The following is a 23,065-nucleotide window of genomic DNA, read 5'->3' as shown; positions in this document are numbered from 1 at the left end:
ACTACGGCCCGGATATTGGAATCTAAGCAACTCAAAATGAAATAGGCCCGATAGATTTGTGCCGCTGCGCTCCTCTGCGCACCCACTGCTTGTGCTCCGGATGAAACGACTGGTACCCTTGCTCTTTGCGCTGCTCAAATTCGTGTCGGGCTACTTCCTCATCAGCCCAACTTACGAGCTGCAGCGCGACGAATACCTCTACCTCAACCAGGGCCTGCACCTGGCCTGGGGCTACCTGGAAGTGCCGCCGCTCATCGCGGCGCAGGGCTGGCTCACGCTGGCGCTGGGCGGGGGCGAGGGGTGGGTGCATTTCTGGCCGTTTTTGTGGGGCTCAGCCACGGTGTATTTGGTGGGGCGGCTAGCCCAGCGGCTGGGCAGCGGCTGGTTTGCCCAAAGCCTGGCCTGCACCTGCTACCTGGGAACGGGCTTTGCCCGGCTCAATATCCTGTTTCAGCCCAATTCCTTCGAGGTGTTCGGGTTCATGTTTTGCCTGTACTGGCTGGTGCGCTTCCTGCAGGAGGGGCGGACGCGCTACCTCTATTTAATTGGAATTGGGCTGGGTCTGGGCTTGCTCAATAAGTACACCACGCTGTTTTTCATGGCTGCGCTGGGTGGGGCGCTGCTGCTCACGTCCAGCCGCCGGCTGCTGCTCAACCGCCACTTCTGGGGCGCGATGGGGCTGGCCGGGCTGCTGTGGCTGCCCAATGTGCTGTGGCAGCTGCGGCACGGCATCCCGTTTTTGCACCACATGGCCCTGCTGCACGACAGCCAGCTGGTGCACGTGGAAGCCGCCGGCTTTTGGAAAGACCAGCTGCTGATGTGCGTGGCCGCCAGCTGGGTGTGGGTGCCGGGGCTACTGGCCTTGTTGCTGGGGCGGGCATTTCGGCCCTACTGCGCGGTGGGCTGGGTGGCGGTGCTGGGTGTGGCGCTGCTGGCCGCCCTGCACGGCAAAAGCTACTACGCCCTGGGCTACTACCCCGTGCTGTTTGCCTTCGGGGCGGTGTGGTGGGAAACCCGCATAGCTCAATGGGGCGAGTTGAGGAACTTCCGCTGGAAAACTGCCTTGCGGCCGTTGCTGGTGGCGCTGCCGCTGGCGTTTGTGGTGATGTATCTGCCCCTAATGTTTCCGGTGCGCAGCCCCGCGGCCATGGCCGCCCTGCACGCCCGCTACGCCCACCTGGGCATTTACCGCTGGGAAGACGGCCGCGACCACGCCCTGCCCCAGGACTACGCCGACATGCTGGGCTGGCGCGAGCTGGCCGACAAAACCTGGGCCGCCTACCAAACCCTGCCCGATTCGGTGCGGGCCCACACGCTCATATCCTGCGGCAACTACGGCCAGGCCAGCGCCATCAATTACTACAACCGCGCCCGGCCCATGCCGCGGGCCAGCAGCATGAACGGCAGCTACCTGTTCTGGTACCCGGCCCTGGACCACTGCCAGGCCGTCATCATCGTCGACGACGAGCCCACTGATGAAGTGGCCCCACATTTTACGTCGTTGCGCCGCTTTGGCGCCATCACCAACCCCTATGCCCGTGAGCAAGGCACGGCCATTTCCATCGGCCTGCGGCCCGATAGCGCCATCCGGACGCAGGTACGGCAGGAGTGGCGCACCAGCATGGCCGCCTGGGAGGGCCAGCCGTAAGTTTCTGGGCCGCGCCACCCGCGCCAGCTAGGCCGGGCGCGCAGCCGGAGCGGCGGCAAAAGGAAACTGCTGCAACGCCTCCCAGGGCCCGCCGCGGTAGGCCCACAGCTCCAGGCCCGTGCCCACGGCGCTAAAAGGAGCAAAATCGGTCTGCAGGTCGGTGAGCAGCTGCCGGGCGGCAGCCGGGTCTACCTTGTTTTGAATGGTGACGTGGGGCTGCAGCTTTTGCTGGTCCTGGGGCGTGAGCTGGGGCCCAAACGTGAGCTGCAGCTGCCGGTGCAGGGCCAGCAGTTCCTCGTTGTGCAGCGTGAAAGCCACCCCGCGGCCCAGGGAGCGCAGCCCCGTTACCCGCAGCGGGAGCGCGCTCTGCAGCTTGCAGCAGTCGTGCAGCTGCTCGCACACGGCCGCCAGCTCGGCGCCGGGCAGATGGTGGAACAGCGTAAGGTGCGCGGCCAGGTAATTGATTTTGGGCGGAAAATGCCGGCGGCGTAGGGCGTTGAAATACGTGTGGGCCGCGTCGTCCAGCATGAGGGTGAGGATGAGGGGCGCGTTGTCGAAGTCGGACATGGGGCAAAGCAGAGTCGGAGCAGATAAGCGTACGGAAACCACGCCGCAACCGCTGGGTCGGCTCGCCTCCGGTGGCAGATAATGATGACCTTAGTAGACAGGTGCCGGCCGCAAACTAAATGGCTATGCCGCTGGCAATAGGCGTGAATTCTCCGAAAAAATTGGGTAATATCCGCCATCCACCCGTTTGCCGGCTTGCGGCCGGGCGGTGGAAGTTGGGCGTAATTTGCCAGCCCAACTTTCGCCTTTGCCATGCCCGATTCCGCTCCGTATTCGCTCCTGATTCAGCATGCCGCGCAGGTACTTACCCTGGCCGGGGCCGCGCCCGACCGCCCGCTGGCGGGGCCGGCCCTGAGCGGTTGGACCATCATCGAACGCGGCTACGTGGCGTGCTTGGGCGATAAAATCGTGGCCGTGGGCGCCATGAACGAGCTGAACCTGGCCCGCCTCGGCCCCGAGACGCGGCTAATCGATGCCACGGGCTGCGTGGTGATGCCCGGGCTGGTGGAGTGCCACACGCACCTCGTATTTGGCGGCAACCGCGCCGATGAGTTCGAGCGCAAGCTGCGCGGCGAATCCTACCTCGACATTCTGGCCAGCGGCGGGGGCATTCTGAGCACCGTGCGGGCCACCCGCGCTGCCTCCGAGGCCGAGCTGCTGGAAAATGCGCTGCACCACCTGGAAGGATTTCGCCGCTATGGCATCACCACCCTGGAAGCCAAAAGCGGCTACGGCTTGGACCGCGACACGGAACTGCGACTGGTGCGCGTGGCCCGTGAAGCTGGGCACCGGCAGCCGGTGCGCGTGGTGCCCACCTTTCTGGGAGCGCACGTGGTGCCGCCCGAATTCAAGGAAGCCGGGCCGCGGGCATACATCGATTTTTTGCTGCGCGAAGTGCTGTCGGACCTTAAGGGGGAGGCGGCATTTGTGGATATTTTCTGCGAGCAGGGGGCTTTCCCATTGGACGTGGCGCGCTATTACCTGGAACAAGCCCACAAAATGGGCTTCGGCCTGAAAATTCACGCCGAGCAGCTGCACGATTTGGGCGGCTGCGAAATGGCCGCCGAGCTGGGTGCCACCAGCGTCGACCATTGCGACTACCTCACGCCCGCCGCGGCGGCCCGCATAGCCAAGTTGAGCCAAGGCCGCACGGTGGCCGTACTGCTGCCGCTGGTGCCGCTGTTTCTACGGCAAGAGAAGTACGCAGCGGGCCGGGAGTTCATCGATAATGGCCTGCCGGTGGCTGTGAGTACGGACTTCAACCCCGGCTCGTGCCCCAGCAAAAACCTGTGGCTGGCCTTGTCGGTGGCCTGCTTGAAAATGGGACTGACGCCCAAGGAAGCAGTGGCCGCTGCCACCCTCAACGCTGCCTGGGCCATCGGCCAGCAGCACGACTGCGGCAGCCTGGAGCCCGGTAAGCGCGCCGATGTGCTGGTGCTGAACGTGGGCAGCGTGGCCGAAATCCCGTACTGGCTGGGCGAAAACCCCATGCGCGACGTGGTTATTGGCGGCCAACATTAGCACCGCATCAAATTCAACCTCAAATAAGAAGGCCTAATAAGCTGTTTGAGTTTATTGTTGGAATGTCAGAACGATGTAGAGACGCAATACTTTGCGTCTCGTCGTAGGCGCCTTCAGAACGTTACTTCTCACACGACTACTGACACGTCATCGTTCAACGACGAGACGCAAAGTGTTGCGTCTCTACACTGTTCTGACTAACTCAACTACTTCTTAGAGCTTGCGGACGAGCTGCACGATTTCGGCGGCGGTCAGGGCTTGCAGGGTGGGCGTTAGGGTGGAGTTGGGCTGAACGGTAAGGCGCTGCGTGCCGAAATAAAGCTGCCCATCGCGCTGCTGCAGCACCACGGCTATCATATCGGCCCCAACGGGCAGGGGGCATTCCCAGTGAGTAGGCGCGGGGACGTAGACATAGCTGCGAGCCAGGCCGTTGAAGCCCACCGGGCGGAAGAACACATTGGTAGAGCCCGTGCCCCCGGCCGGCACGTCTACCCCCACGACCGTGCGGGGGCTGGTCTGGTATTTATGCCAGAACTGGTCAATATTCCAGTTGGCAATGGAATCGAGCGGGAGCGCAGCTTTGTAGAAGCCCGCTGTGGGAAAAATAGGTGTCCCGTTGAACTGCCAACCCGAAGTGTCGGCTGCAGTGCCCGCGCCCACAAGAGATGTGCGCCGCCATAGCATCATCTGCGTGGTGTCGAGGCCGGCCGTGGGCACGGGCGAGATAAGCGTAAGGCGCGGCTGCACCTGGGGCTGCGGCTGCGGTAATAGGGGAGGAAGGCCAATGGGCATGCTCAGGCGGTTGGTGCCCTGCCATACCTGGATGTTGAACTCGCCCCCGGATATCAGCATCTGCTTGGAGGAGGTTGAGGTGGGAAGATTTGCCAGTATCATGTCGGCTACGGTATAGATTTCGCGTACCCGCAGTTCGGCTTTTCCCGTGGCCACGGTGCCGTTGGGCAGCAGGAAAGCCCCGGCGCCGAAGGCCAGCGTGGCCCCGCCGCTGGTATGTAGGGTTTGGGCCTGGCCGAGGTCAAAGGAAAAGGTTTGGACGGCGGGGGAGGCGGCCCGCAAATCGGCGAATGCGGCTGCCGGTGTCGGCTGAATAGCGGGTACCGGCGGGCCGCAGATGATAACGTCGTCTTTGCGGCAGCTGGCCAGCAGGGCTACGCCCAGGCAGGCGAATGCAAAATGCTTCATACGTAGTAGTCAGAAAGAAAAAAGTGGATAGAAATCCCACCCTGTTGCGCACCTTCGGCCGCTGGCCAGCCAACCGAAAACCGCGCGTTCGGGCATTAGGGCAAATCGAAAGACACCCCCAGCAGCGCCGTGCCCCCGAAGAGGTGGCGCGGGTAGAAGGCTGTGGCCTGCCGGGCCAGGGGTGTGAGCAGGTAGGTGGCCGTGGGCTGGGCCAGCAGCTCCCATCGGCCGGTGAGGCGGTAGCGCACTTCGGCTCCCAGGCTCGCGCCCAGGCTCACGCGCCGGTAGGGGCTGCCGGTGAGGCCCCAGGTCTGGGTTTGGCAGGCGCAGCTGCTGCCCTCGGTGCTGCTACCACCCAGGTAAATGGCGGCATCGGCTCCGGCCAGCACGCCCACCCGCCAGCGCCCGGCCGGGGCCCAGGTGTAGCCCGCCCGCACCGGCACCGTGGCAAAGCGGTACGCATCGCGCCGATGAAGGCTGGTGGCATTGCTGGAGTCGGGCCCGGCCGAACCCGCTTTGACGGTGTAGGTGGAGTGTACTTGCTGGAGCGCCAGCCGGGTCGCGTATTCGGCATAGCCCAGGCCGGCGCTCAGGCTCCAGTGCTCGGAGAGCGTGCGCCGGACGCTTACCTGGGCGCCCCCGCCCAGCGCGGGCCGTTCCAGTTCGGCCACCGTGTTGGGCGATGCAACAGGGTAGGAGGCGCCGGGCACGGCGCTGACATATGGCCCGCCTGTGGCATTGCCTGTAGCTGGCGCGCCTTGCAGGTAGCGGTACGTGAAGGCAGGGCCTGCCGTGGCCTGCACCGACCACCGCGCCAGCACGGGTACGGGGAGTGGTAGTAGCTCTACTACCACCGGCTGCGGGGCGGCGGGCTGGGGCCATGTGGCCAACTGCAGCGCTACCAGCCGGCTCAAGATGTTGATTTCGCCAGCCCCCTTGCTTGTGGTAGATTCCAGCGCATTGCCGCTGGCAGTAGTTGAGCTGGCAGCCACGCCATTAGGCTGATTCTGACCTGACTCCACTTGAGCTGCTACAATTGCTGAAGAAGCTGAGTTAGAAGTTGGAGCTGAGGGGCTGGCCCCGGCTTGCAGGTTTTCGGTAAGCTTGCGGCTACGTTTTGCGGCAGCGGAAGAAAATTGAGCTGCAATGGTATTGGCTTGAGCCGGCTCCCGCTCGGCATTATGGCTTCTGTTACGGCCGCTGTTTCGGGCGAACGCCTGGCGCAGTTTATTACTCCCAGATTCATTGCCAGCTGCCGCCCAAAGGCCATTTACGCGGGTCTGCTTTGTTGGGCGGGCTGATGCCGCAGCGGACAGGGCAATGCGCCGCGTTCCAACCCCGGGCACTCTACTGGAATGGCGAGCAGCACTAGAAACTGCTGCATCTTGAGTAACAGTCTTTTCGGTAACAGCGGCCCAGGAAGCAGGGGCGGGCGCAGTTGCTGGCTGGCTCAAGTCCGCAACTTTAGAGCGGTTTTGGGGCGTGGTTGTAGTAGCGGTGTTGGGCTGCTTTGCCTTCGAAGAGGCCGTGTTTAGGCCAGCGCCTGTGCCGGTAGTGGGGCTAGAGGCCGGGGTGCCGTCAACCTCAGTATGCATCTGGCTCGAAGCAGAAGTAGCTAGTGAGGCATCCGTTTTCGAGCCAGATGGGTGGCGGCCCTGCCACCAAAACCAGCCGGCCCCACTGCCGATGGTGAGCAGCAAAAGCAGCAAGGCCACGGGCGCCCACCGCCGCCGGCGCCGAAGCTGTGGCTGGGCCACCGGTGGGGGCAGCTGCGCCCGAATACCGGCCCACAGCTGCGCAGGCGGCTCCTGGCCGAAGTCGGCCAGGCGGTCGCGCAGGGCATCGTACAAGTCGTCGGGTTCGCGGTCGGTCATGGCAATTGCGGGTGATGGTGGGCCGCCAGGCGGGTTTCGAGCAGCCGGCGGGCCCGGGCCAGCTGCGATTTGGAAGTGCCTTCGGCGATGCCCAGCAGCTCGCCGATTTCCTGGTGGGAGTAGCCCTCCACGGCGTAGAGGTTGAGCACGGTGCGGTAGCCGGGCGGCAGGGTAGCCAGCAGGGCCAGCAGGTCGTCGGCCGCCAGCTGCTCCAGGGCCGATGGTTCGGCCGTGGGCAGGTCGGCCGCCAGCTCATCGAGCGTATTGCCGGCCGGGCCGGGGTGGCGCAGGCGGTGCTGCTCCACGGCGTGCAGCGAGGTGGTGACAGCAATGCGCCGGGCCCAGGCCTCAAAGGGGCCCTGGCCCCGGTACTGGTCGAGGCGGGTGAAAATTTTGACGAACGTATTTTGCAGCGCGTCTTCCGCTTCCGTCCGGGAAGGGCAGTAGCGCAGGCACACGCCCATCAGCCCATAGGCCAGCTTCTGGTATAGCCGGTGCTGCGCCGCCGATTCGCCGCGCCGGCACGCCGCCAGCAGGGCCTCATCGACGGGGGCAACGGGTGGCGGCATAGGAGAACGTTGGTAGGAAAGGCAAGCTGTACGGGTCCCGCCTTGTACACCCCTGACCGGCCAGTGGCCGGCACGGTTGCGCGGGCTCTAAGGTATTTTGAAAATAGTTTGAGCCGAGTGGTAGCCGCGGGCCCGCCGCCAGGCCGTATCCTTGCCGAATAAATGCCCACGGCTTAGCCCGCGCCGCTCAATCCCACCAAAACCACCATGCCCGCCATTCCCTACTTCCACGTCGATGCCTTCGCCCAGAAATCCTTTGCCGGCAATCCCGCTGGCGTGTGCCCGCTGCAAACCTGGCTGCCCACAGAGCTGATGCAGCACATCGCGGCTGAGAACAACCTGGCCGAAACGGCGTTCATGGTGCCCCGCCCCGGCTCGGCCAGCGAGTACGACATCCGCTGGTTCACGCCCGCCGTCGAAATCGACCTGTGCGGCCATGCCACCCTGGCATCTGCCCACGTACTATTTGCCCACCTCGGCTTCGCGGGGGCCAAGGTGGTGTTCCACAGCCAAAGTGGCCCGCTGGAAGTTTCGCGGGAAGCCAATGGGCGCCTGACGCTGGACTTTCCCTCGCGCCCGCCCCAGCCGCTGGCCGTGCACCCCACCGGCCTGGTAGATGGCCTGCGGGCCACGCCCTCCCACGTGCTGGCCTCGCGCGACTTGCTGGCCGTGTTCGGCTCTGAAGCCGAAGTGCGCGCCCTGAAACCGGATTATGCCCGCATCGGCGCGCTCGAATACGTGGGCGTCATCGCCACCGCGCCGGGCAGCAATGGCACCGATTTCGTGTCGCGCTTTTTTGCGCCCCGCGTGGGCGTGCCCGAAGACCCCGTCACGGGCTCGGCACACAGTACCCTAATTCCGTATTGGGCTGAAAAATTGGGCAAGACCGAGCTGCGCGCACGCCAGATTTCGCCACGCGGCGGCGAGCTCTGGTGCCGCCTGCGCGATGACCGGGTGGACATCAGCGGCTATGCCGTAACGTATTCGACGGGGGAAATCATGGTGGGGTAATTTTCTAAATCGCCTGTCATGCAGAGCGGAGCATCTTCTCAGGTCAGCACGAATCGTTAGTGACGTGATAAGATGCTTCGCAAGCTCAGCATGACAGGCGGATTAGGAGAAATACCCCGCTACGCTGCAATGCCTTCGGGTTAATACCAAATCCTCGCTTCTAAACCGTTTTCTTGGCGGTTGTCTTTTTTGTGGTCGTACTAGCGCCCAGCCGCTCCGGGTTTTCGGCCAGAAATTTTCCCCAGCTTTTGCCGCCGCTGACGGTGGCGTTGTTGCCCTTCTGGTAGTGGTGGCACAGCGCCACCGACAGGGCATCCGTGGCGTCCAGAAACTTAGAGGCTTCGGCAACGGGCGGCAGCGTGAGCGTTTGGCGCAGCATGTGGGCTACCTGCTCCTTGGTGGCCGAGCCCGAGCCGGTGACGGACTGCTTTACTTTAGTGGGCGCGTACTCCACGTAGGGAATCTGACGGCTGAGGGCGGCGGCAATGGCCACCCCCTGGGCCCGGCCCAACTTGAGCATGCTCTGCACGTTAACCCCAAAAAATGGGGCCTCGATAGCCAGCTCGTCGGGGAGGTACTCGTCGATGAGCTCCAGCATGCGGTCGAAAATCCGCTTTAGCTTTACGGCGTGATTCGACCCCAGCGCCTTCATATTGATAACGTCGTAGCACAGCACGTCGACCCGCTGGCCGCGCACCTCAATCAGGGCGTAGCCCATAATCTGGGTGCCGGGGTCGACGCCCATGATGATTTTGGGCAGCAGCTCGACAGCAGGAGCGGGGCGGGGGCGAAGGGGGGCAGCCAAAGTAGCGGTGGTAGGGAGCAAAAAGCGGGAAGCCCGGAATGGGCAGCAGCCAGTGGGCTTCCTTTACAAAGCTACGACGCGGGCAAGGCGCCTGGCCCCCCGCCGACTGCTTTCCCTGGAAGAAGCGAAAAGAAGCCCGAAAAAGGTCCCGGCAAACGTAAATGGCGCCGCCTTGTGTTTTGGGGCAAAGTGCTGGTCACGCTGCTCACGCTGGGCCTGCTGTACAACTCCATCTTTGCCGCCCCCGATACCTCGGCGGCCTGGCGCACGCTGCTGGCCACCACCCTGAGCGGCGCCGGGCGGGTGCCCGTGCTGCTGGCTCTGGCGCTGGTGCCCGTCAATTGGGGACTGGAGGCCTGGAAATGGTACCGCCTGGCCCGCCACTTGGAGCCCGTCACGTTCGGGCGCAGCTTCCGGGCGGTGCTGGTGGGCCTCACGCTGGGCTTTGCCACCCCCAACCGCGTGGGCGACTACGCCGGACGCATTATTGAGCTAAAAAGCCGCCGGGTGAGTGCCCTCGGGGCCGTGTTTCTGGGACGCTACTGCCAGCTGGTGGCCACGGTGCTGGCGGGCGTGGCGGGGCTGCTCTACTTTTTGCTCACGTATTATTTGAAGGGCTACCCGGCCGCCGGGCTGGGCGTGGTGGCGTCGGCGCTCCTGCTGAGCGGGCTGGTGCTGGTGCCGCTGTACCGGTCGCGGCTGTTGCTGGCGGCGTTGGGGTTGTGGCGGCCGCTGCGGCGGTTTCGGCCGGCGCTGGCCATCATGCCCACCTACCCGGCGCGGGCGCTGCACGCGGTGCTGGCGATTTCGGGGCTGCGCTACGCCGTATTCTGCGGGCAGTTTTTGCTGCTGCTCATGGCCTACGGCGTGGGCTCGCCGCTGGGGCCGGGGCTGGCGGCAGTGGCCGGCACTTTTTTACTCAAGTCCCTGGTACCGTCGCTCAATGCCTTGGCCGATGTGGGCGTGCGGGAGCTGTCGGCTACGCACCTTTTTGGGCTGTTGGGCCAGCCGGCTCTGCCGGTGCTCAGCGCCAGTCTGAGTTTGTGGGTCATCAACATCGCCCTGCCGAGCGCCGCCGGCTTGCTGCTGGTGCCCGGCCTGCGGGTCCTGCGCGAAAAGCGCGGTAATCGATGATAGCAGCGGGAATTGGGCTGCTGGCCTTGCCCCTGGCATACGCCGGCCTCATGGGCTGGCTCCGAGGCGGGTGGGTTGGGAATGAAGAATTAGGAATTAGGAATGAGGAATTGGGGGCAAACCAGCTCAATTCCTCATTCTTCACTCCTCACTCCTCATTAACCTTTTCCGTTCTCATCGCGGCCCGCAACGAAGCCGAAGCCCTGCCCCAGCTCCTGCGGGATTTGGCCGCCCAAGCGCTGCCGGCCGCTTGCTTCGAAGTCCTGATTGCCGACGACCACTCCACTGATGCCACGGCGGCGCTGGTCACGGCCGCGGCTCAGGAAACGGGCCTGGCGCTGCGCCTGGTGTCGCTGCCGGCGGCCCAAACGGGTAAAAAAGCTGCTCTGTTTGCGGCTTTCCAAGCGGCCAAGGCGCCCTGGCTTGTGTGCACCGACGCCGACTGCCGGGTGGGACCGGGCTGGCTGGCGGCCTACGCGGCGCAGTTAGAGCGCGCGCCCCAAGCCAATTTCATCAGCGGGCCGGTGCTGCTCACGGGGCCGGCTACGTTCCTTCACTTGCTGGTTGGGCTGGAATTTGCGGGCCTGGTGGGAGTGGGCGGGGCCTGCATCTCGCGCCAGCAGCCTACCATGTGCAACGGCGCCAACCTGGCCTATCGCCGCAGTGCCTTCGAGGCCGTGGGCGGCTTCGTGGATAACGCCCACGTAGCCAGCGGCGACGATGAGTTTCTGCTGCATAAAATACACGCGGCCTTCCCCGGCACGGTGCATTTTCTGGCAGATGAAAAGGCTATTGTGCGCACGGCCGCGCCCCGCACCTTACCCACACTGCTGCGCCAGCGAGTGCGCTGGGCCAGCAAGTGGCGGCACTACCAAAGCCGCGCGCCGCGCCGCCTGGCCGTGTTGGTGCTCGGGGCTAATGTGGCCCTGGCCGCCGGAGCAGGAGTGGGGCTGGCCTGGCCGGCGCTCTGGCCGTGGGTGCTGGCGGCGTGGGTTATCAAGCTCGGCGCCGATGCCTGGTTTCTGAGCCCAGTGCTAGCCTTTTTCGGGCAGCGAAAGTGGCTGTGGGGACTGCTGCCGCTGCAGGTGCTGTACGCGCCGTATGCGCTGGCCGTGGGCGCGGCCGGCTGGCGCGGCGGGTATGAGTGGAAGGGGAGGGCGGTGCGGTAAATTGGGCTGAATGCCAGCTAGGAATTCTGCGAAAATAAATGAGTGCGAGAGGCTTGGAAGGTAAATTTGCCGCATATATATTCCAATTTAGCTCATCTCCTCATGCGGTTCAATTCGGTTGGTTTCGCACTTTCGGTTGGCATGGCTTTGATTGTCGTGCTATTTGCGTTCACGCTGCTAAGCGCGGCGGGACTAGTAGGTTTCTCGTCTCAGGAATTTGCAAGTGGAGTTGAAAAGCCGACAACTATGTCGGACACGTTGGCTGTCTCCACAAAGCCAACAGTCTCAACACCAGTGTCGGCAGAAGAAGCAGCTCAACTTGCGGCGGGAGATGCCTTGTTTAAGAATAACTGCGCGCAGTGCCACGCCGTGGATGAGCAGGTTGTGGGCCCCGCCCTGGCTGGCATCACGAAGCGCCGGCCAGTGTCATGGTTGATTCCCTGGATTAAGAACTCGAGCAAGCTTGTGGCCGGCGGCGACGAGTACGCCGTGGCCCTGTTCAACAAGTACAACAAGCAGCAGATGCCCGCCTTTAACCTTACGGATAAAGAGATTCGCGCTATTCTGGCTTACGCGGCATCGCAGGAACTAGGAGCTGTAGCCGCTGGGAGAGCCGTAGCTGTCCGGTAGATGTAAACACGCCCCGTGGCCTTACATTTGCCCAACTACCTCCTCACGCCATTTTTCCGTGACTGACCCCGAATTCGACTTGCTCGACGAGCTGTACTTCGTCACCCCGTTTCGCACGCTGCTCCAGAAAACGGGCTTGCCCGCGCCTGAGCTGGAAAGCCAGCTGCGCAACTTGCTGGAGCAGGGCCTCATCCGCAGCTACTGGCCCGATGTGGATACGGAGCTGGCCTACGAAACCACTTCGTTTGGCGCCATTGCCCGCGACGCTTCCTACCTGGCCTCCAAGGAGGGCTTGCTGAAGCACAACACCCGCTAATAGTGGCAACAGCAGTTTCGAGCGCACCTGCGGCCGCGGCCGCCCAGGCCAGTGCGGTGGCCCGGCCGCCGGGCTACTACGTGCGCCAGCGCCTGTGGCAAAACCGGCCCGCCGTGGCCGGCCTGGCCTTTATTGCCCTGTGCACGGTGGTGGCGCTGCTGGGCTACTGGGTGCTGCCCGACAACTCGCCCAACGCCAACCACGGCTTCGTCCAGATTCAAAAGGAGCGGCCCGTGCTGCACGTGCTGCTGCTCCGCCAGCCCCTGCCCGATTCGGCCCGCAACGGCCAGGGCGCCGATAATATCTTCAGTACCTGGTTGCACGGCCGCGAGCCCGACGTGCAGGAAACACCCATTGGTGGCTACGAATTTTCGGGCGACTCCATTATCCTGAAACCCCGGGGCGTGCATTCGGCCGAAGCCGGCCGGCTGCGCCGCCTGGCGCTGGCCACCGTGGTGGGCCACCCCGGCCCCCCGGCCGAGCTGCAGCGTGAGGTGCAGCAACACCACCTCATCAACCGCACCTACCTGCTAGGCACCGACAAGGCCGGGCGCGACGAGTTGAGCCGCCTGCTGCTGGGCACGCGCATTTCCCTGGGAATTGGGCTGGTGGCAGTGCTTATTTCGCTGGTGCTGGGCATGGCGGTGGGCGCGGTGGCCGGTTATTTCGGCGGCTGGGTCGATTCGGTTTTGCTGGGCGTGATGACCGTGGTGTGGAGCATTCCGGGCATCATGCTGGTCATTGCCATTTCGCTGGCCTTGGATAGCAAAGGCGTGTGGGTCAGCTTTGTGGCCGTGGGCCTCACCATGTGGGTCGACGTGGCCCGCGTGGTGCGCGGCCAGATGCTCAGCCTGCGCTCGGCCACGTATGTCGAGGCTGGCCGGGTCCTGGGCCTGCCCACCTCGCGGCTCATTGCCCAGCATTTGCTGCCCAACATGCGCGGCCCGCTCATTGTGCTGGCCACCAGTAACTTTGCGGCGGCTATTCTGCTCGAAGCCGGCCTGAGCTTTCTGGGCCTGGGCGTGCAGCCCCCCGCGCCCAGCTGGGGCCTCATGGTGAAGGAAGGCTACGACCTGCTGGGCACCGAGGCCGGCTTGTGGCTCACGCTGCTGCCGGGCGCGGCCATCTCGCTGCTGGTGCTCAGCTTCAACCTGCTCGGTAACGGCCTGCGCGATGCCTACGACCCCAAAACCCCGGTGGCCGGTTAAATTTGTGCCAATGGCGCGTGTTTCCTTCGCCTTGCTTACCTTGCTGTATGCCCTCTGCGTCTTCAATTTCTTCTGCTGAGCCGTTAGCCGACCCCGTTGAGAGCCAGGCAACGCATGGCGAGCAGCTCAAGCAGCTCCGGCGGCAGCTGCTGCTCAAGCAGTTTGAGTTGGATACCGTGTTGGGCATTGCGCACGACATGACGGCGCGCGACCACACCGTCGACGAGCTCTACCACATGCTGCGCCTCACCCTGCAGGGCCAGCGCAACGTGGTGCAGCTCCTGATGTTTGCCCTGGAAGACGACGGTTTTCGGGTGCGCATTGCCCTGGGCTGCGACATGGCCGAGGCCGAAAAGCTCACCCTCTCCCAGCACCTCATAGAAGGCGGCGTCACGCAGCCCCAGGCCGTGGAAGACCTGCACCTACCCCCGGCCTGGGACCGGTACGAACTGGTAATCCCCATCATGCGGCAGAAGCAGGTGGCCGCGTACGTGTTTGTGGGTGGGCTGCGCAGCGACTTCGACCGGCAGCAGCTCATTCCCTTTCTGGGCTCCCTGACCAATACGCTGATTGGGGCCGTGGAAAACCACCGCCTGCAAGCGCAGCGCGTGGCCGATGCGGCCGTGCGCAAGGAAATTGAAATTGCGCAGGAGGTGCAGGCCATGCTCTTCCCGCGCAACCTGCCCAACGACAGCCACCTGGCCATTGAGCGCAGCTACGTACCCCATACCGAAATCGGCGGAGACTACTACGACGTGGTCGAAATCGACGAGCACCGCCTGCTGCTGTGCGTGGCCGACGTGAGCGGCAAAGGCGTGCCGGCCTCGCTGCTGATGTCGAACTTCCAGGCCGGGCTGCGCACGCTGCTGCGCCAGGGCGTTGAGCTGGCCACCATCGTGCCCGAGCTCAACCACTTGCTGTTTCGCAACTCCGGCGGCGAGAAATTTATCACGGCCTTTCTGGGCATTTACGACCGCCGTACCCGCCACTTACACTACGTAAACGCCGGCCACAACGACCCGCTGCTCATCACCGACAACGCGGCCGTTCAGACCCTGAAACACGGCACCGTCATGCTCGGCATCATGGAAGAGCTGCCCTTGCTGCGCGTGGGCGAAATCCACATTCCAGCTCAATCCCTGCTGCTGCTCTACACCGACGGCCTCACCGAAGTGTTTGATGCCGAGGGCAACGAGTTTGGCGAAGAAGGCGTGCTCTCCGTGCTGCAGCGCAACCGCTACCTGCCGCTGCCCAAGCTGCACCAGGAACTCCTGAGCAGCATCAACGCCTTCAGCGACCACAACGCGCAATTTGCCGACGATGTGACGATTCTGAGCTGCCGGTTTAAGTAATGTAGTTTACGTTGTGGGGTAGTTGGCCTCCGCTGCAAAGCAATGCGGTTGAAGGCTTTAGCATTTTGCTTTAGCAGCAGCGCTGGCCCGGGCCGTGGCTCCGCTTTGCCCTTTGTTTTTGTCAATGGTAAACAACAGCATTTCTATATTTGCTTGTCACCAGCCAGCTTGTCAAAGTCAACCGTCTAGCGGTGCTGCGCCCCAGCTGCTACCTCCACCCGTCATGAACGTACGCCTCCTCGCCACGCCCTTCGTAGCCACTGCTTTATTAATGAGTGCCTTCGGTTGCTCGAAGAAAGAAGAGGCATCCCCAGCTCCCAATACGGGCAGCTTCCAGCTGGACGGCACCACCATCAGTTGCCAAGCCAAAGCCACTCGCAGCGCGGGCAGTATTGGCGGCACGTTCTATGATTTCCTCGACCTGACGCCGACTCCGGCCGCTGGGGGAGTGGGCCGGCTTCGCCTGAGCCTGTACAAAGTGCCCGGCTCCCCGACCAGCACCTACTTACTGCACAACCTGTTGGTCTACACCGGCGGCAATGGCTCGCCGTACAATTTTGCCGGCACGAGCTTCACGCTGACTCCTACCGGCGAAGGAAGCTTTTCCGGTCGCTTCGCCGGGAAGGTCAGTGCCTCAAGTAGCTCAATTCCGGGCCCGTACACCACCATCACGAACGGCGTGTTCACTACGGTACAGTTCTAACGGAAGCCTTCCCGGGCGAGGGGTTGCCGAGAGAAAAACCGGTCGGGATTCCCTCGTTTGCCTGAGCCACCGTTTACTTGAGCTCAAGTGTTCGTGTTGTGCCTATGTATGTAAGACTTAGCTGCGTAGACTGCCCAGCCACGGGGAGCTATTGCCCGGCACGTTCGTGCGGGCCTTCCTCGGAAACAACCGCGTCGCCCTGCCCACGCAGCCCGACAAAGCCGTGGTGCAGCACGGCTCCCCGAATTACATCTTCGTGGCCGCCGGCCGACTCGGCCACCAAGGCTGGTGCCGCCACCTACTGCTTGGTGCCAGTCACCCGGGGTGTAAGCGAGGACGGCTACATCGAAGTCCACTTGCCCGCCGCACCAGGCCTACCGTTGCGATTTTTCCATTGAAAGTGCGTATGCACTCCTTGGCCAGCTCAAGAATGCCGAAGCGGAAGAATAGCCCATCCACGCCATGCCCGACCCTTCATTCAATAACCTCAACGAGGAGCTGAACACCGCCAAGCAGGTGCAGCCCGAAAACGTGGGCGCCCTCACCCGCGCCCAGCTCACGCCCGAGGCCGCCACCAAGCCCGAAGGCCACGACGTGCCCGGCCACGACCACACGGAGCACGCGGGCTACAACTACCCCGCCGGCAATCGTGTGGCGGACAAAGGAAATGTCGCCAAAGAGGAGCCCGCCGACCATGACCACGGCAGCGAGGACGAACACGACCACGGCCCTGCCGGCACCAATCCCTACCTGGTGCCCGGCATCAGCCTGGTGCTCCTGCTGGCCGGCATTGCCCTGGACTACTACCAAGCGAGCTTCTTTACCGGCTACGTGCGCCCCATTTGGTACGGCGTGGCCTACTTGCTGGTGGGCTGGAAGGTCATTCGCTCGGCCATCCAAAGCATCCCAAGCGGCAACGTCTTCAACGAGTTCCTGCTCATGGGCATCGCCACCATTGGCGCGTTTGCTCTGGGCGAATACGCCGAAGGCGTGGCCGTGATGCTCTTTTATACTGTGGGCGAGCTGTTTCAGGACGCGGCCGTGAACCGCGCCAAGCGCAGCATCCAGGCCCTGCTCGAAATCCAGGCTACCGAAGTAGGCGTGCTGCGCGGCGGCCAACGTCTCGTGCTCGACCCCAAAGAGGTAGTAGTAGGAGATGTCATCGAAGTAAAGCCCGGTGAGAAAGTGGCCCTTGACGGCACCCTGCAGTCCGAGCGCGGCACCTTCAACACGGCCGCCCTCACCGGCGAGTCCGTGCCCCAAACCAAGCAGATGGGCGAAACTGTGCTGGCCGGCATGATAAACCAGGACACGCTGAGCCAGATTGCCGTCACCGCCGCCTTTAAAGACACCAAGCTGAGCAAGATTCTGGTGATGGTGCAGGACGCGGTGGGCCGCAAAGCCAAGACCCAGCAGTTCATCACCACTTTCGCCCGTATCTACACGCCCATCGTGGTGGCCCTGGCGCTGCTGCTCACCTTCCTGCCCTACTTCTTCGTGGACGAGTATGTGCTCCGCGACTGGCTCTACCGGGCCTTGGTGTTCCTGGTGATTTCTTGCCCCTGCGCCCTGGTCATCAGCATTCCGTTGGGCTACTTCGGCGGCATCGGCGCTGCCTCCAAAGCGGGCGTACTATTCAAAGGCTCCAATTTTCTCGACGTCCTGCGCGAGATTGACACCGTGGTGCTGGACAAAACCGGCACCCTCACCAAGGGCGTGTTCGCCGTGCAGCAGGTCGTCACCGCCCCCGGCCAGACCGAAGGCCGGTTCACGGCCCTGGCGGCGGCCCTCGAAGCCAAGTCCACACACCCCATCGCCCAGGCGCTGGTGCAGTACGTCCAGCCCACCGACCCGGCCCTTGCCGTTGGAAACGTCGAGGAAATTTCCGGCCACGGCCTGCGCGGCCGCGTCGACGGACACGAGGTGCTGGCCGGCAACACCAAACTGCTGAAGAAATTCAACGTCGCGTACCCCGCCGAAATCGACCAGATGGTCGACAGCATTGTGGTCGTGGCCGTGGGCAACCAATATGCCGGCTACCTCACCGTGGCCGACGAAATCAAAGAAGATGCTGCCCAGGCTGTGCGCGAGCTCAAAGCCCAGGGCATCAACACCATCGTTATGCTCTCCGGCGACAAAGACAGCATCGTGCAGCGCGTGGCCCAGACCCTGGGCATCACCGAAGCCCACGGTGGGCTGCTGCCCGAGTACAAAGCCGCCCACGTCGAGCGGCTGAAGGCTGCCGGCCATCGCCTGGCCTTCGTCGGCGACGGCGTGAACGATGCCCCCGTGGTGGCGCTGGCCGACGTCGGCATTGCCATGGGCGGCCTCGGCTCCGACGCCACCATCGAAACGGCCGACGTCGTCATCCAAACCGACCACCCGAGCAAGATTGCCACCGCCCGCCGCATCGCCGTGGCCACGCACGGCGTGGTCTGGCAGAACATCTGGCTGGCCTTCGCCGTGAAAGCCGTGGTGCTAGCCCTCGGCGCCGGCGGCCTGGCTACCATGTGGGAAGCCGTATTCGCCGATGTGGGCGTCGCCCTGCTCGCCATCCTCAACGCCGTGCGCATCCAGCGCATGGACTTCACCTCCAGGACATGAGATACCATCTCGTACCCGCCGCGCTGCTCTTGGGTTCCAGTCTGGCATTCACGGGCTGTAATTCCAAGCCCGACACCAACGCCCACAAGCAAGAAGCCCCCGCTGGCCAGCCCAAACCGGCCTCCGTGGCCGCCCCGCCCAGCCTGCGCGACACCCTGCAGCGGCTGGCGCAGCAGCTCGACACCGTGCACCGCGACGGCTGTTGGGACGAGGACTTTGCCCGCCTCATGACCGTGCACCACGCCGGGGCCCAGCGCCTGGCCGCCGTGGAAATTGCCCAGGGCAAAGACGCCACGCTGCGCGACCTGGCCCAGCACGTGCTCAAAGGCCACGCGCGCGACAACCACGTCCTCACCCTGGCCCTCACCAGGCAGCCGCCCAAGGGCCAGGAATACCGCCCCGGCAATACCAAGGACCCATTCGTGCGGCGCATTGCTGCGGCCCTGGCACCCCTGCGCCAACTGCCTCCCACTCCGGGCCCCCTAGATTCGGATTTTGCCACCCTGATGCAAGTGCACCACCAAACCGGCGTGGCCCTGGCCCAGGTGGAGCTGGCCTTCGGCAAAGACGCCGAGCTGAAAGATGCCGCCCGCCGCATTGTCCGCGACGAGCAAGCCGAAATCAAGCAGTACCAGCGCTGGCTAAAGGTCCGAGCGGCTGCCTCAACCCGATAACTGTTTTCGCTTCTTCCCCATGACGTCAGCACTGCCTGCCGTTTAAGTGAGCCAGTACACGCTTTACCTTTCCAAAAGCGCTTGCCCGATGGCCGTCACGTGGTCGGCCGCAGAGAATGACCACGCCCAATTGCCGCTGCGCGTCGAAGCCGACAAACGAACGGGCCACGCCCGTTCCGCGGAATGGTGCCAGTACGGCCGGTCGCGGCAACGGGCGATGCGCCCCAGCCCGAGGGCGTTGTCCGGGCTACGAAACGTTTCTTGGTGCGTGAGTTCAATGGCTTTGGCCAAGGGGGCGAAACTGGCCCAACAGGGGTTGGGTATAGCGCACCATGTCGTTCAGCGTCGATTTCAGGGCCCCCGAGCCCTCCAGAGCCGCGAGGTGCCACACGGGGGTGGGCTCGCCTTTTGCAGTTTAGCCTGGTGCCAAGCGGGGGCGGAGGGGGGCAGCTCCAGGTACGTTTCGCGCATGCCCAAGGGGCGGCAGATGCGCTGGCGGACGAGTTGCTCAAAGCTCCGGTGGGCCTGCCGAGCACCCCCGCGCCCAGGCCAAATACGGCACTACGAAGGTGTACTTCTTCGCCAATAACAGGTTTTCCCCGACCTGCCTGCAGTTGAGCCAACCACATTTTTCGCCCGCCATTGACCGATACTGTCTGGCCTCTTAGGAGGAATGCCTAATGAGTAGGGTAGCCTTTATTCGATACCCGTTAAAATTAAAAAGATGTTAATCAATGGCTTGGTTACTGTGTGCCTTGGTGGCTAGGAAAATAGTTGTCAGCAATTGAATCATGTACGTACATTTGATGTATATACATCGAATAACAGCTCAAATTATCCCATGAAAAAGCTCCTGATGCCCCTGCTGCTGGCTGCCACCGTTTTGTCTGCCACGGCTCACTCCACTGCTCGCCCTGAGCCCACCACCCGCGTTGCTGCAACTGCTGCGGTAGCCTCCTACCAAGTGCAGCCCCAGCTGAGCACCATCGGCTGGACGGGCAAGAAAATAGGCGGCCAACACTCCGGCACCATCAACCTGAAAGGCGGCCAGGTGCTGGTGAAAGGCACGCAGATTACCGGCGGCACGTTCGTCGTGGACATGACCTCCATCAAAAACACCGACCTCACAGACGCCGACTACAACGCCAAGCTGGTGGGCCACCTCAAATCGGACGATTTCTTCGGGGTGGAGAAGAACCCAACGGCCACCTTCGTCATCACCAGCATCAAGCCCCTGAAGGGTGACGCCACCGGCAACAACGCCACCATCACCGGCAACCTGACCATCAAAGGCAAAACCAACCCGCTCAGCTTCCCGGCCAAAGTAAGTGTGAAAAACGGCATCGCCGCTGCTTCCGGCACGGCCAGCATCGACCGCACCAAGTACGATGTTACGTTTGGCTCGACCTTGTTCGGCGCCGCAGCCGACAAAGCCGTTGATGACACCTTCGCGTTGTCCTTCAACGTCATTGCCAAAGCCAACGGCGTCGCCACGCGCTAATCCGCCCGCAACCGGGTCATCTGAGGCGCGTTACGTCAGCAGCCTCCGGTACCACTCTTAATTACTTTCTTTCACAGCTTTTCATTTCCCAGCCATGGAACCCCGCATTTTAGGTTTGCACCACATCACGGCCATCACCGATAGCGCCCAGCGCAACCTGGACTTCTACACCAAAGTCCTGGGCCTGCGCTTTGTGAAAAAGACCGTCAACTTCGACGACCCCGGCACCTACCACCTGTATTACGGGGACGAGGCCGGCTCGGCGGGCACCATCCTGACCTTCTTCCCCTGGGAAGGCATTGGACCGGGGCGTCGCGGCACGGGCCAAACCACCGAAATCGGCTACTCCGTGCCCGCGGGCAGCCTGGATTTTTGGCTCAAGCGCTTCCAGGACCACGGCATCACCTACAACAAGCCGAGCGAGAAGTTCGGCGAGCAATACCTGACCGTGCTCGACCCCGATGGCCTGAAGCTGGAGCTGGTGGTGTCCAAGACGCCCGACCCGCGCACGCCCTGGACCACGGCCGAAGTGGGGGCCGACGTGGCCACCAAAGGCTTCCACCACATTACGCTGACGCTGGCCAACATCAAGGGCACGGCCGATGTGCTGACCGATATTTTCGGCTATAAGCTCATCGACCAGCACGTGAACCGCTACCGCTTCGCCACCGACACGGTGGAAGGCGCCGCGCTCGTGGACCTGGTGGAAGTGCCCGGTGAACCGCGCGGCCACGTCGCGGCTGGTTCGGTGCACCACGTGGCCTTCCGCGTGAAGGACGATGCGGCCCACCTGCACTTTCGCCAGAAGATTGCCGCCAAGGGCTTCAACGTGACCCCGCAGATTGACCGCGACTACTTCCACGCCATCTACTTCCGCGAGCCGGGTGGGGTGCTGTTTGAAGTGGCCACCGACAACCCCGGCTTCACCGTAGACGAGCCGCTGGCTCAACTCGGCACTGGCCTGATGCTGCCCAAACAACACGAGCCGCTGCGCCCGCAGCTCGAAAAACGCCTGCCCAAACTCGTCCTCTAAGTTCGATGAACTACCAACCCCTGCACTATATCTATCAAGCGGCTACCTCTACCCCCACGGGCGTTACGGTGCTGCTGCTCCACGGCACCGGTGGCGACGAGCGCGACTTGCTGCCGCTGGCTCAGGGCTTCGGGCCCGGCGTAAACGTGCTGAGCGTGCGCGGCAATGTGTCGGAAGGCGGCATGCCCCGCTTCTTTCGTCGCCTGGGCATGGGCGTGTTCGACGAAGACGACGTGCGCTTTCGCACCCACGAGCTGGCCGCCTTCCTGGCGCAGGTCAGCCAGAAAGAGGGTTTCGATGCGACGCAGGTCGTGGCCGTGGGCTACTCCAACGGCGCCAACATTGCCGGCAGCCTGCTGCTGCTCTACCCCGAGCTGCTGGCCGGTGCCGTGCTCTGGCGCCCTATGCAGCCGCTCACCCGCGACGTGCCGGCGGTGCACACCACGCGCCGGCCCCCGGTGTTTTTCAACCCGGGCAGTCGGGACCCCACGGTGGACCCCGCGGCCACCGAGCGTTACGCGGCGTTGCTATCCGCCGCCGGCTTTCAGCTTACCCGCCAAGACACGCCCGCCGGCCACAACCTTACCCCAGCCGACGTGGACGGGGGCATCGCTTGGTTTCGCCAGCACTTCGCTGCGTCGGCGGCCCCAAACCCTGCTCGCTAAGTCCATGGGGTAGCGGAGAGCCAAGCTTTTCCTGCCCAAGCTCATGGGCGGACTGGAGGCCTATTGCCTGGGTGTTGCTAACAGGGCGGCTGGGTTTGCGTTGGGCCAGGGTGCAAGAGCGCTACCTGTGGCGAGGTGTAAGAAGTTCACAAAGTTTATCTCCTGTAGGCGTTTCGTGAACAGTAATTCGTGAACCAGTATCTTGAACTCAATCTGGTCTGTAGAGTACGTGGCAGGGTGCGCCAGCTCTACTAAAAGCGGTTCATTCAAAGGAAGCTTTACTTCCATATAACGCCATTGCTCATTCCGATAGGGCTTATATCTCGGCCACCTCTTCTGTGCGAATGGCCCACGCCCCGGCCTTGCGGAGTGTAAATTGCCCGACAACCCCTTCAATGGGCAGGCCGATTCGGACCCGGGCTGAGTCCGGGGCCAATTGCAGCACTTGCACCGTGACGACGGGGTAGCGACGCTCCTCAAGCCTCGTGTTGTAAATCAAAGTAGGACACTGTCGGACCCGCAGCGTCAGCTTATTCATGCCGCGCAAGGCCGGAGCTTCACTGTCTGTGGATGGCACGAAGCGAAAATAAACTGGCTGGTGACAGAGGTAATGACCCAAAAAGGGGCCTAGACTCGTGGCGTTCAGCACGGTGGTGAGGACCGCCTGCAATTGGCATGAGGGAGCGGGAGGCAGGGTGGCAAAGGCCTCACCCACCCAAGACCAAACAAGGAAAAGGGCGTACTGCATTTTTAGAACCGGCTAACGTTGCACCAGAGAAAGTAACAGGACTTAACAAATACGGGGGTATTTTCTTCTTTCGCGGACTGCCAACCGTCTAACTTGTCCAGCAGGGTCAGGAAATGCGGGTGCAAACAGGGAG

General features: G+C 63.2%; 22 protein-coding genes. 15 read left to right on the top strand and 7 right to left on the bottom strand.

From position 1 onward, the window contains the following. The first annotated feature begins 100 nt into the window (after positions 1-100). Entirely contained in the window at positions 101-1,648 is a 1,548-nt protein-coding gene (locus LJ738_RS21340; protein WP_262907712.1) for a glycosyltransferase family 39 protein, read from the top strand. Between the two features lie 27 nt (positions 1,649-1,675). Here LJ738_RS21340 and LJ738_RS16390 read toward each other — a convergent pair whose 3' ends face one another. Next, positions 1,676-2,215, bottom strand: a complete 540-nt coding sequence (locus LJ738_RS16390) for a 2'-5' RNA ligase family protein (RefSeq protein WP_227787468.1) — start codon at positions 2,213-2,215, stop codon at positions 1,676-1,678. Between the two features lie 252 nt (positions 2,216-2,467). On the opposite strand from LJ738_RS16390, the gene hutI reads away from it, so the two are divergent. Next, the gene (gene hutI, locus LJ738_RS16385) at positions 2,468-3,736 is read left to right on the top strand and encodes an imidazolonepropionase (protein ID WP_227787467.1); all 1,269 of its coding nucleotides are present in this window, start codon (positions 2,468-2,470) and stop codon (positions 3,734-3,736) included. Positions 3,737-3,949: 213 nt separating this feature from the next. On the opposite strand, the gene LJ738_RS16380 is transcribed toward hutI, so the two are convergent. The 3 genes from LJ738_RS16380 to LJ738_RS16370 all read right to left on the bottom strand — a co-directional run bounded on the left by LJ738_RS16380 (position 3,950) and on the right by LJ738_RS16370 (position 7,379). Then, positions 3,950-4,936, bottom strand: a complete 987-nt coding sequence (locus LJ738_RS16380) for a hypothetical protein (RefSeq protein WP_227787466.1) — start codon at positions 4,934-4,936, stop codon at positions 3,950-3,952. Positions 4,937-5,031: 95 nt separating this feature from the next. Then, positions 5,032-6,810, bottom strand: a complete 1,779-nt coding sequence (locus LJ738_RS16375; protein ID WP_227787465.1) for an outer membrane beta-barrel protein — start codon at positions 6,808-6,810, stop codon at positions 5,032-5,034. Further along, positions 6,807-7,379: an RNA polymerase sigma factor gene (locus LJ738_RS16370; RefSeq protein WP_227787464.1), complete on the bottom strand. Its 573-nt coding sequence runs from the start codon at positions 7,377-7,379 to the stop codon at positions 6,807-6,809. Before LJ738_RS16370 ends, LJ738_RS16375 begins: the two co-directional genes overlap by 4 nt. 207 nt (positions 7,380-7,586) lie before the next feature. Here LJ738_RS16370 and LJ738_RS16365 point away from each other — a divergent pair, with 207 nt between their 5' ends. Continuing rightward, positions 7,587-8,390, top strand: coding sequence for a PhzF family phenazine biosynthesis protein (locus LJ738_RS16365; RefSeq protein ID WP_227787463.1), 804 nt, complete (start codon positions 7,587-7,589; stop codon positions 8,388-8,390). A gap of 160 nt (positions 8,391-8,550) precedes the next feature. Here the strand turns inward: LJ738_RS16365 and ruvC are convergent, their stop codons facing one another. Then, positions 8,551-9,135, bottom strand: a complete 585-nt coding sequence (ruvC, locus tag LJ738_RS16360) for a crossover junction endodeoxyribonuclease RuvC (RefSeq protein ID WP_227787511.1) — start codon at positions 9,133-9,135, stop codon at positions 8,551-8,553. A 234-nt stretch (positions 9,136-9,369) separates the two neighbouring features. Here ruvC and LJ738_RS16355 point away from each other — a divergent pair, with 234 nt between their 5' ends. The 9 genes from LJ738_RS16355 (at position 9,370) to LJ738_RS16315 (ending at position 18,985) form a co-directional block, all read left to right on the top strand. After that, positions 9,370-10,329 carry a lysylphosphatidylglycerol synthase transmembrane domain-containing protein gene (locus LJ738_RS16355; protein WP_227787462.1) on the top strand — a complete coding sequence of 320 codons (960 nt, stop codon included), beginning with the start codon at positions 9,370-9,372 and terminating at the stop codon, positions 10,327-10,329. After that, positions 10,326-11,498 (top strand): glycosyltransferase, encoded by a 1,173-nt coding sequence (locus LJ738_RS16350; RefSeq protein WP_227787461.1) that lies wholly within the window; start codon positions 10,326-10,328, stop codon positions 11,496-11,498. Before LJ738_RS16355 ends, LJ738_RS16350 begins: the two co-directional genes overlap by 4 nt. Positions 11,499-11,792: 294 nt before the next feature. Further along, positions 11,793-12,128 (top strand): c-type cytochrome, encoded by a 336-nt coding sequence (locus LJ738_RS16345; RefSeq protein WP_227787460.1) that lies wholly within the window; start codon positions 11,793-11,795, stop codon positions 12,126-12,128. Positions 12,129-12,186: 58 nt separating this feature from the next. Beyond that, complete coding sequence (locus LJ738_RS16340; protein WP_227787459.1) at positions 12,187-12,444, top strand: hypothetical protein; 258 nt, start codon at positions 12,187-12,189, stop codon at positions 12,442-12,444. A 2-nt stretch (positions 12,445-12,446) separates the two neighbouring features. Next, positions 12,447-13,652 (top strand): ABC transporter permease, encoded by a 1,206-nt coding sequence (locus LJ738_RS16335; RefSeq protein WP_227787458.1) that lies wholly within the window; start codon positions 12,447-12,449, stop codon positions 13,650-13,652. A gap of 47 nt (positions 13,653-13,699) precedes the next feature. After that, complete coding sequence (locus LJ738_RS16330; RefSeq protein ID WP_227787457.1) at positions 13,700-15,004, top strand: PP2C family protein-serine/threonine phosphatase; 1,305 nt, start codon at positions 13,700-13,702, stop codon at positions 15,002-15,004. Positions 15,005-15,227: 223 nt separating this feature from the next. Then, the gene (locus LJ738_RS16325; RefSeq protein WP_227787456.1) at positions 15,228-15,707 is read left to right on the top strand and encodes a hypothetical protein; all 480 of its coding nucleotides are present in this window, start codon (positions 15,228-15,230) and stop codon (positions 15,705-15,707) included. Between the two features lie 462 nt (positions 15,708-16,169). Next, positions 16,170-18,311, top strand: coding sequence for a heavy metal translocating P-type ATPase (locus LJ738_RS16320; RefSeq protein WP_227787455.1), 2,142 nt, complete (start codon positions 16,170-16,172; stop codon positions 18,309-18,311). Then, positions 18,308-18,985, top strand: a complete 678-nt coding sequence (locus tag LJ738_RS16315) for a DUF305 domain-containing protein (protein WP_227787454.1) — start codon at positions 18,308-18,310, stop codon at positions 18,983-18,985. Before LJ738_RS16320 ends, LJ738_RS16315 begins: the two co-directional genes overlap by 4 nt. A 351-nt stretch (positions 18,986-19,336) precedes the next feature. Here the strand turns inward: LJ738_RS16315 and LJ738_RS21630 are convergent, their stop codons facing one another. Beyond that, positions 19,337-19,540: a beta-lactamase family protein gene (locus tag LJ738_RS21630; RefSeq protein ID WP_227787510.1), complete on the bottom strand. Its 204-nt coding sequence runs from the start codon at positions 19,538-19,540 to the stop codon at positions 19,337-19,339. Positions 19,541-19,826: 286 nt separating this feature from the next. On the opposite strand from LJ738_RS21630, the gene LJ738_RS16305 reads away from it, so the two are divergent. From LJ738_RS16305 to LJ738_RS16295, 3 genes are all read left to right on the top strand, one after another. Then, a complete protein-coding gene (locus tag LJ738_RS16305) occupies positions 19,827-20,486 on the top strand; it encodes a YceI family protein (RefSeq protein WP_227787453.1) in 660 nt (219 codons plus the stop codon). Between the two features lie 94 nt (positions 20,487-20,580). After that, complete coding sequence (locus tag LJ738_RS16300; protein ID WP_227787452.1) at positions 20,581-21,519, top strand: ring-cleaving dioxygenase; 939 nt, start codon at positions 20,581-20,583, stop codon at positions 21,517-21,519. Positions 21,520-21,524: 5 nt separating this feature from the next. Beyond that, positions 21,525-22,184, top strand: a complete 660-nt coding sequence (locus LJ738_RS16295) for an alpha/beta hydrolase (RefSeq protein WP_227787451.1) — start codon at positions 21,525-21,527, stop codon at positions 22,182-22,184. A gap of 316 nt (positions 22,185-22,500) precedes the next feature. On the opposite strand, the gene LJ738_RS16290 is transcribed toward LJ738_RS16295, so the two are convergent. Further along, a complete protein-coding gene (locus LJ738_RS16290) occupies positions 22,501-22,932 on the bottom strand; it encodes a hypothetical protein (protein WP_227787450.1) in 432 nt (143 codons plus the stop codon). Positions 22,933-23,065: the final 133 nt, after the last annotated feature.

The organism is Hymenobacter plasmatis, from assembly GCF_020711255.1.
GTDB lineage: Bacteria > Bacteroidota > Bacteroidia > Cytophagales > Hymenobacteraceae > Hymenobacter.
This window is presented reverse-complemented; position numbering and strand designations above follow the sequence as displayed.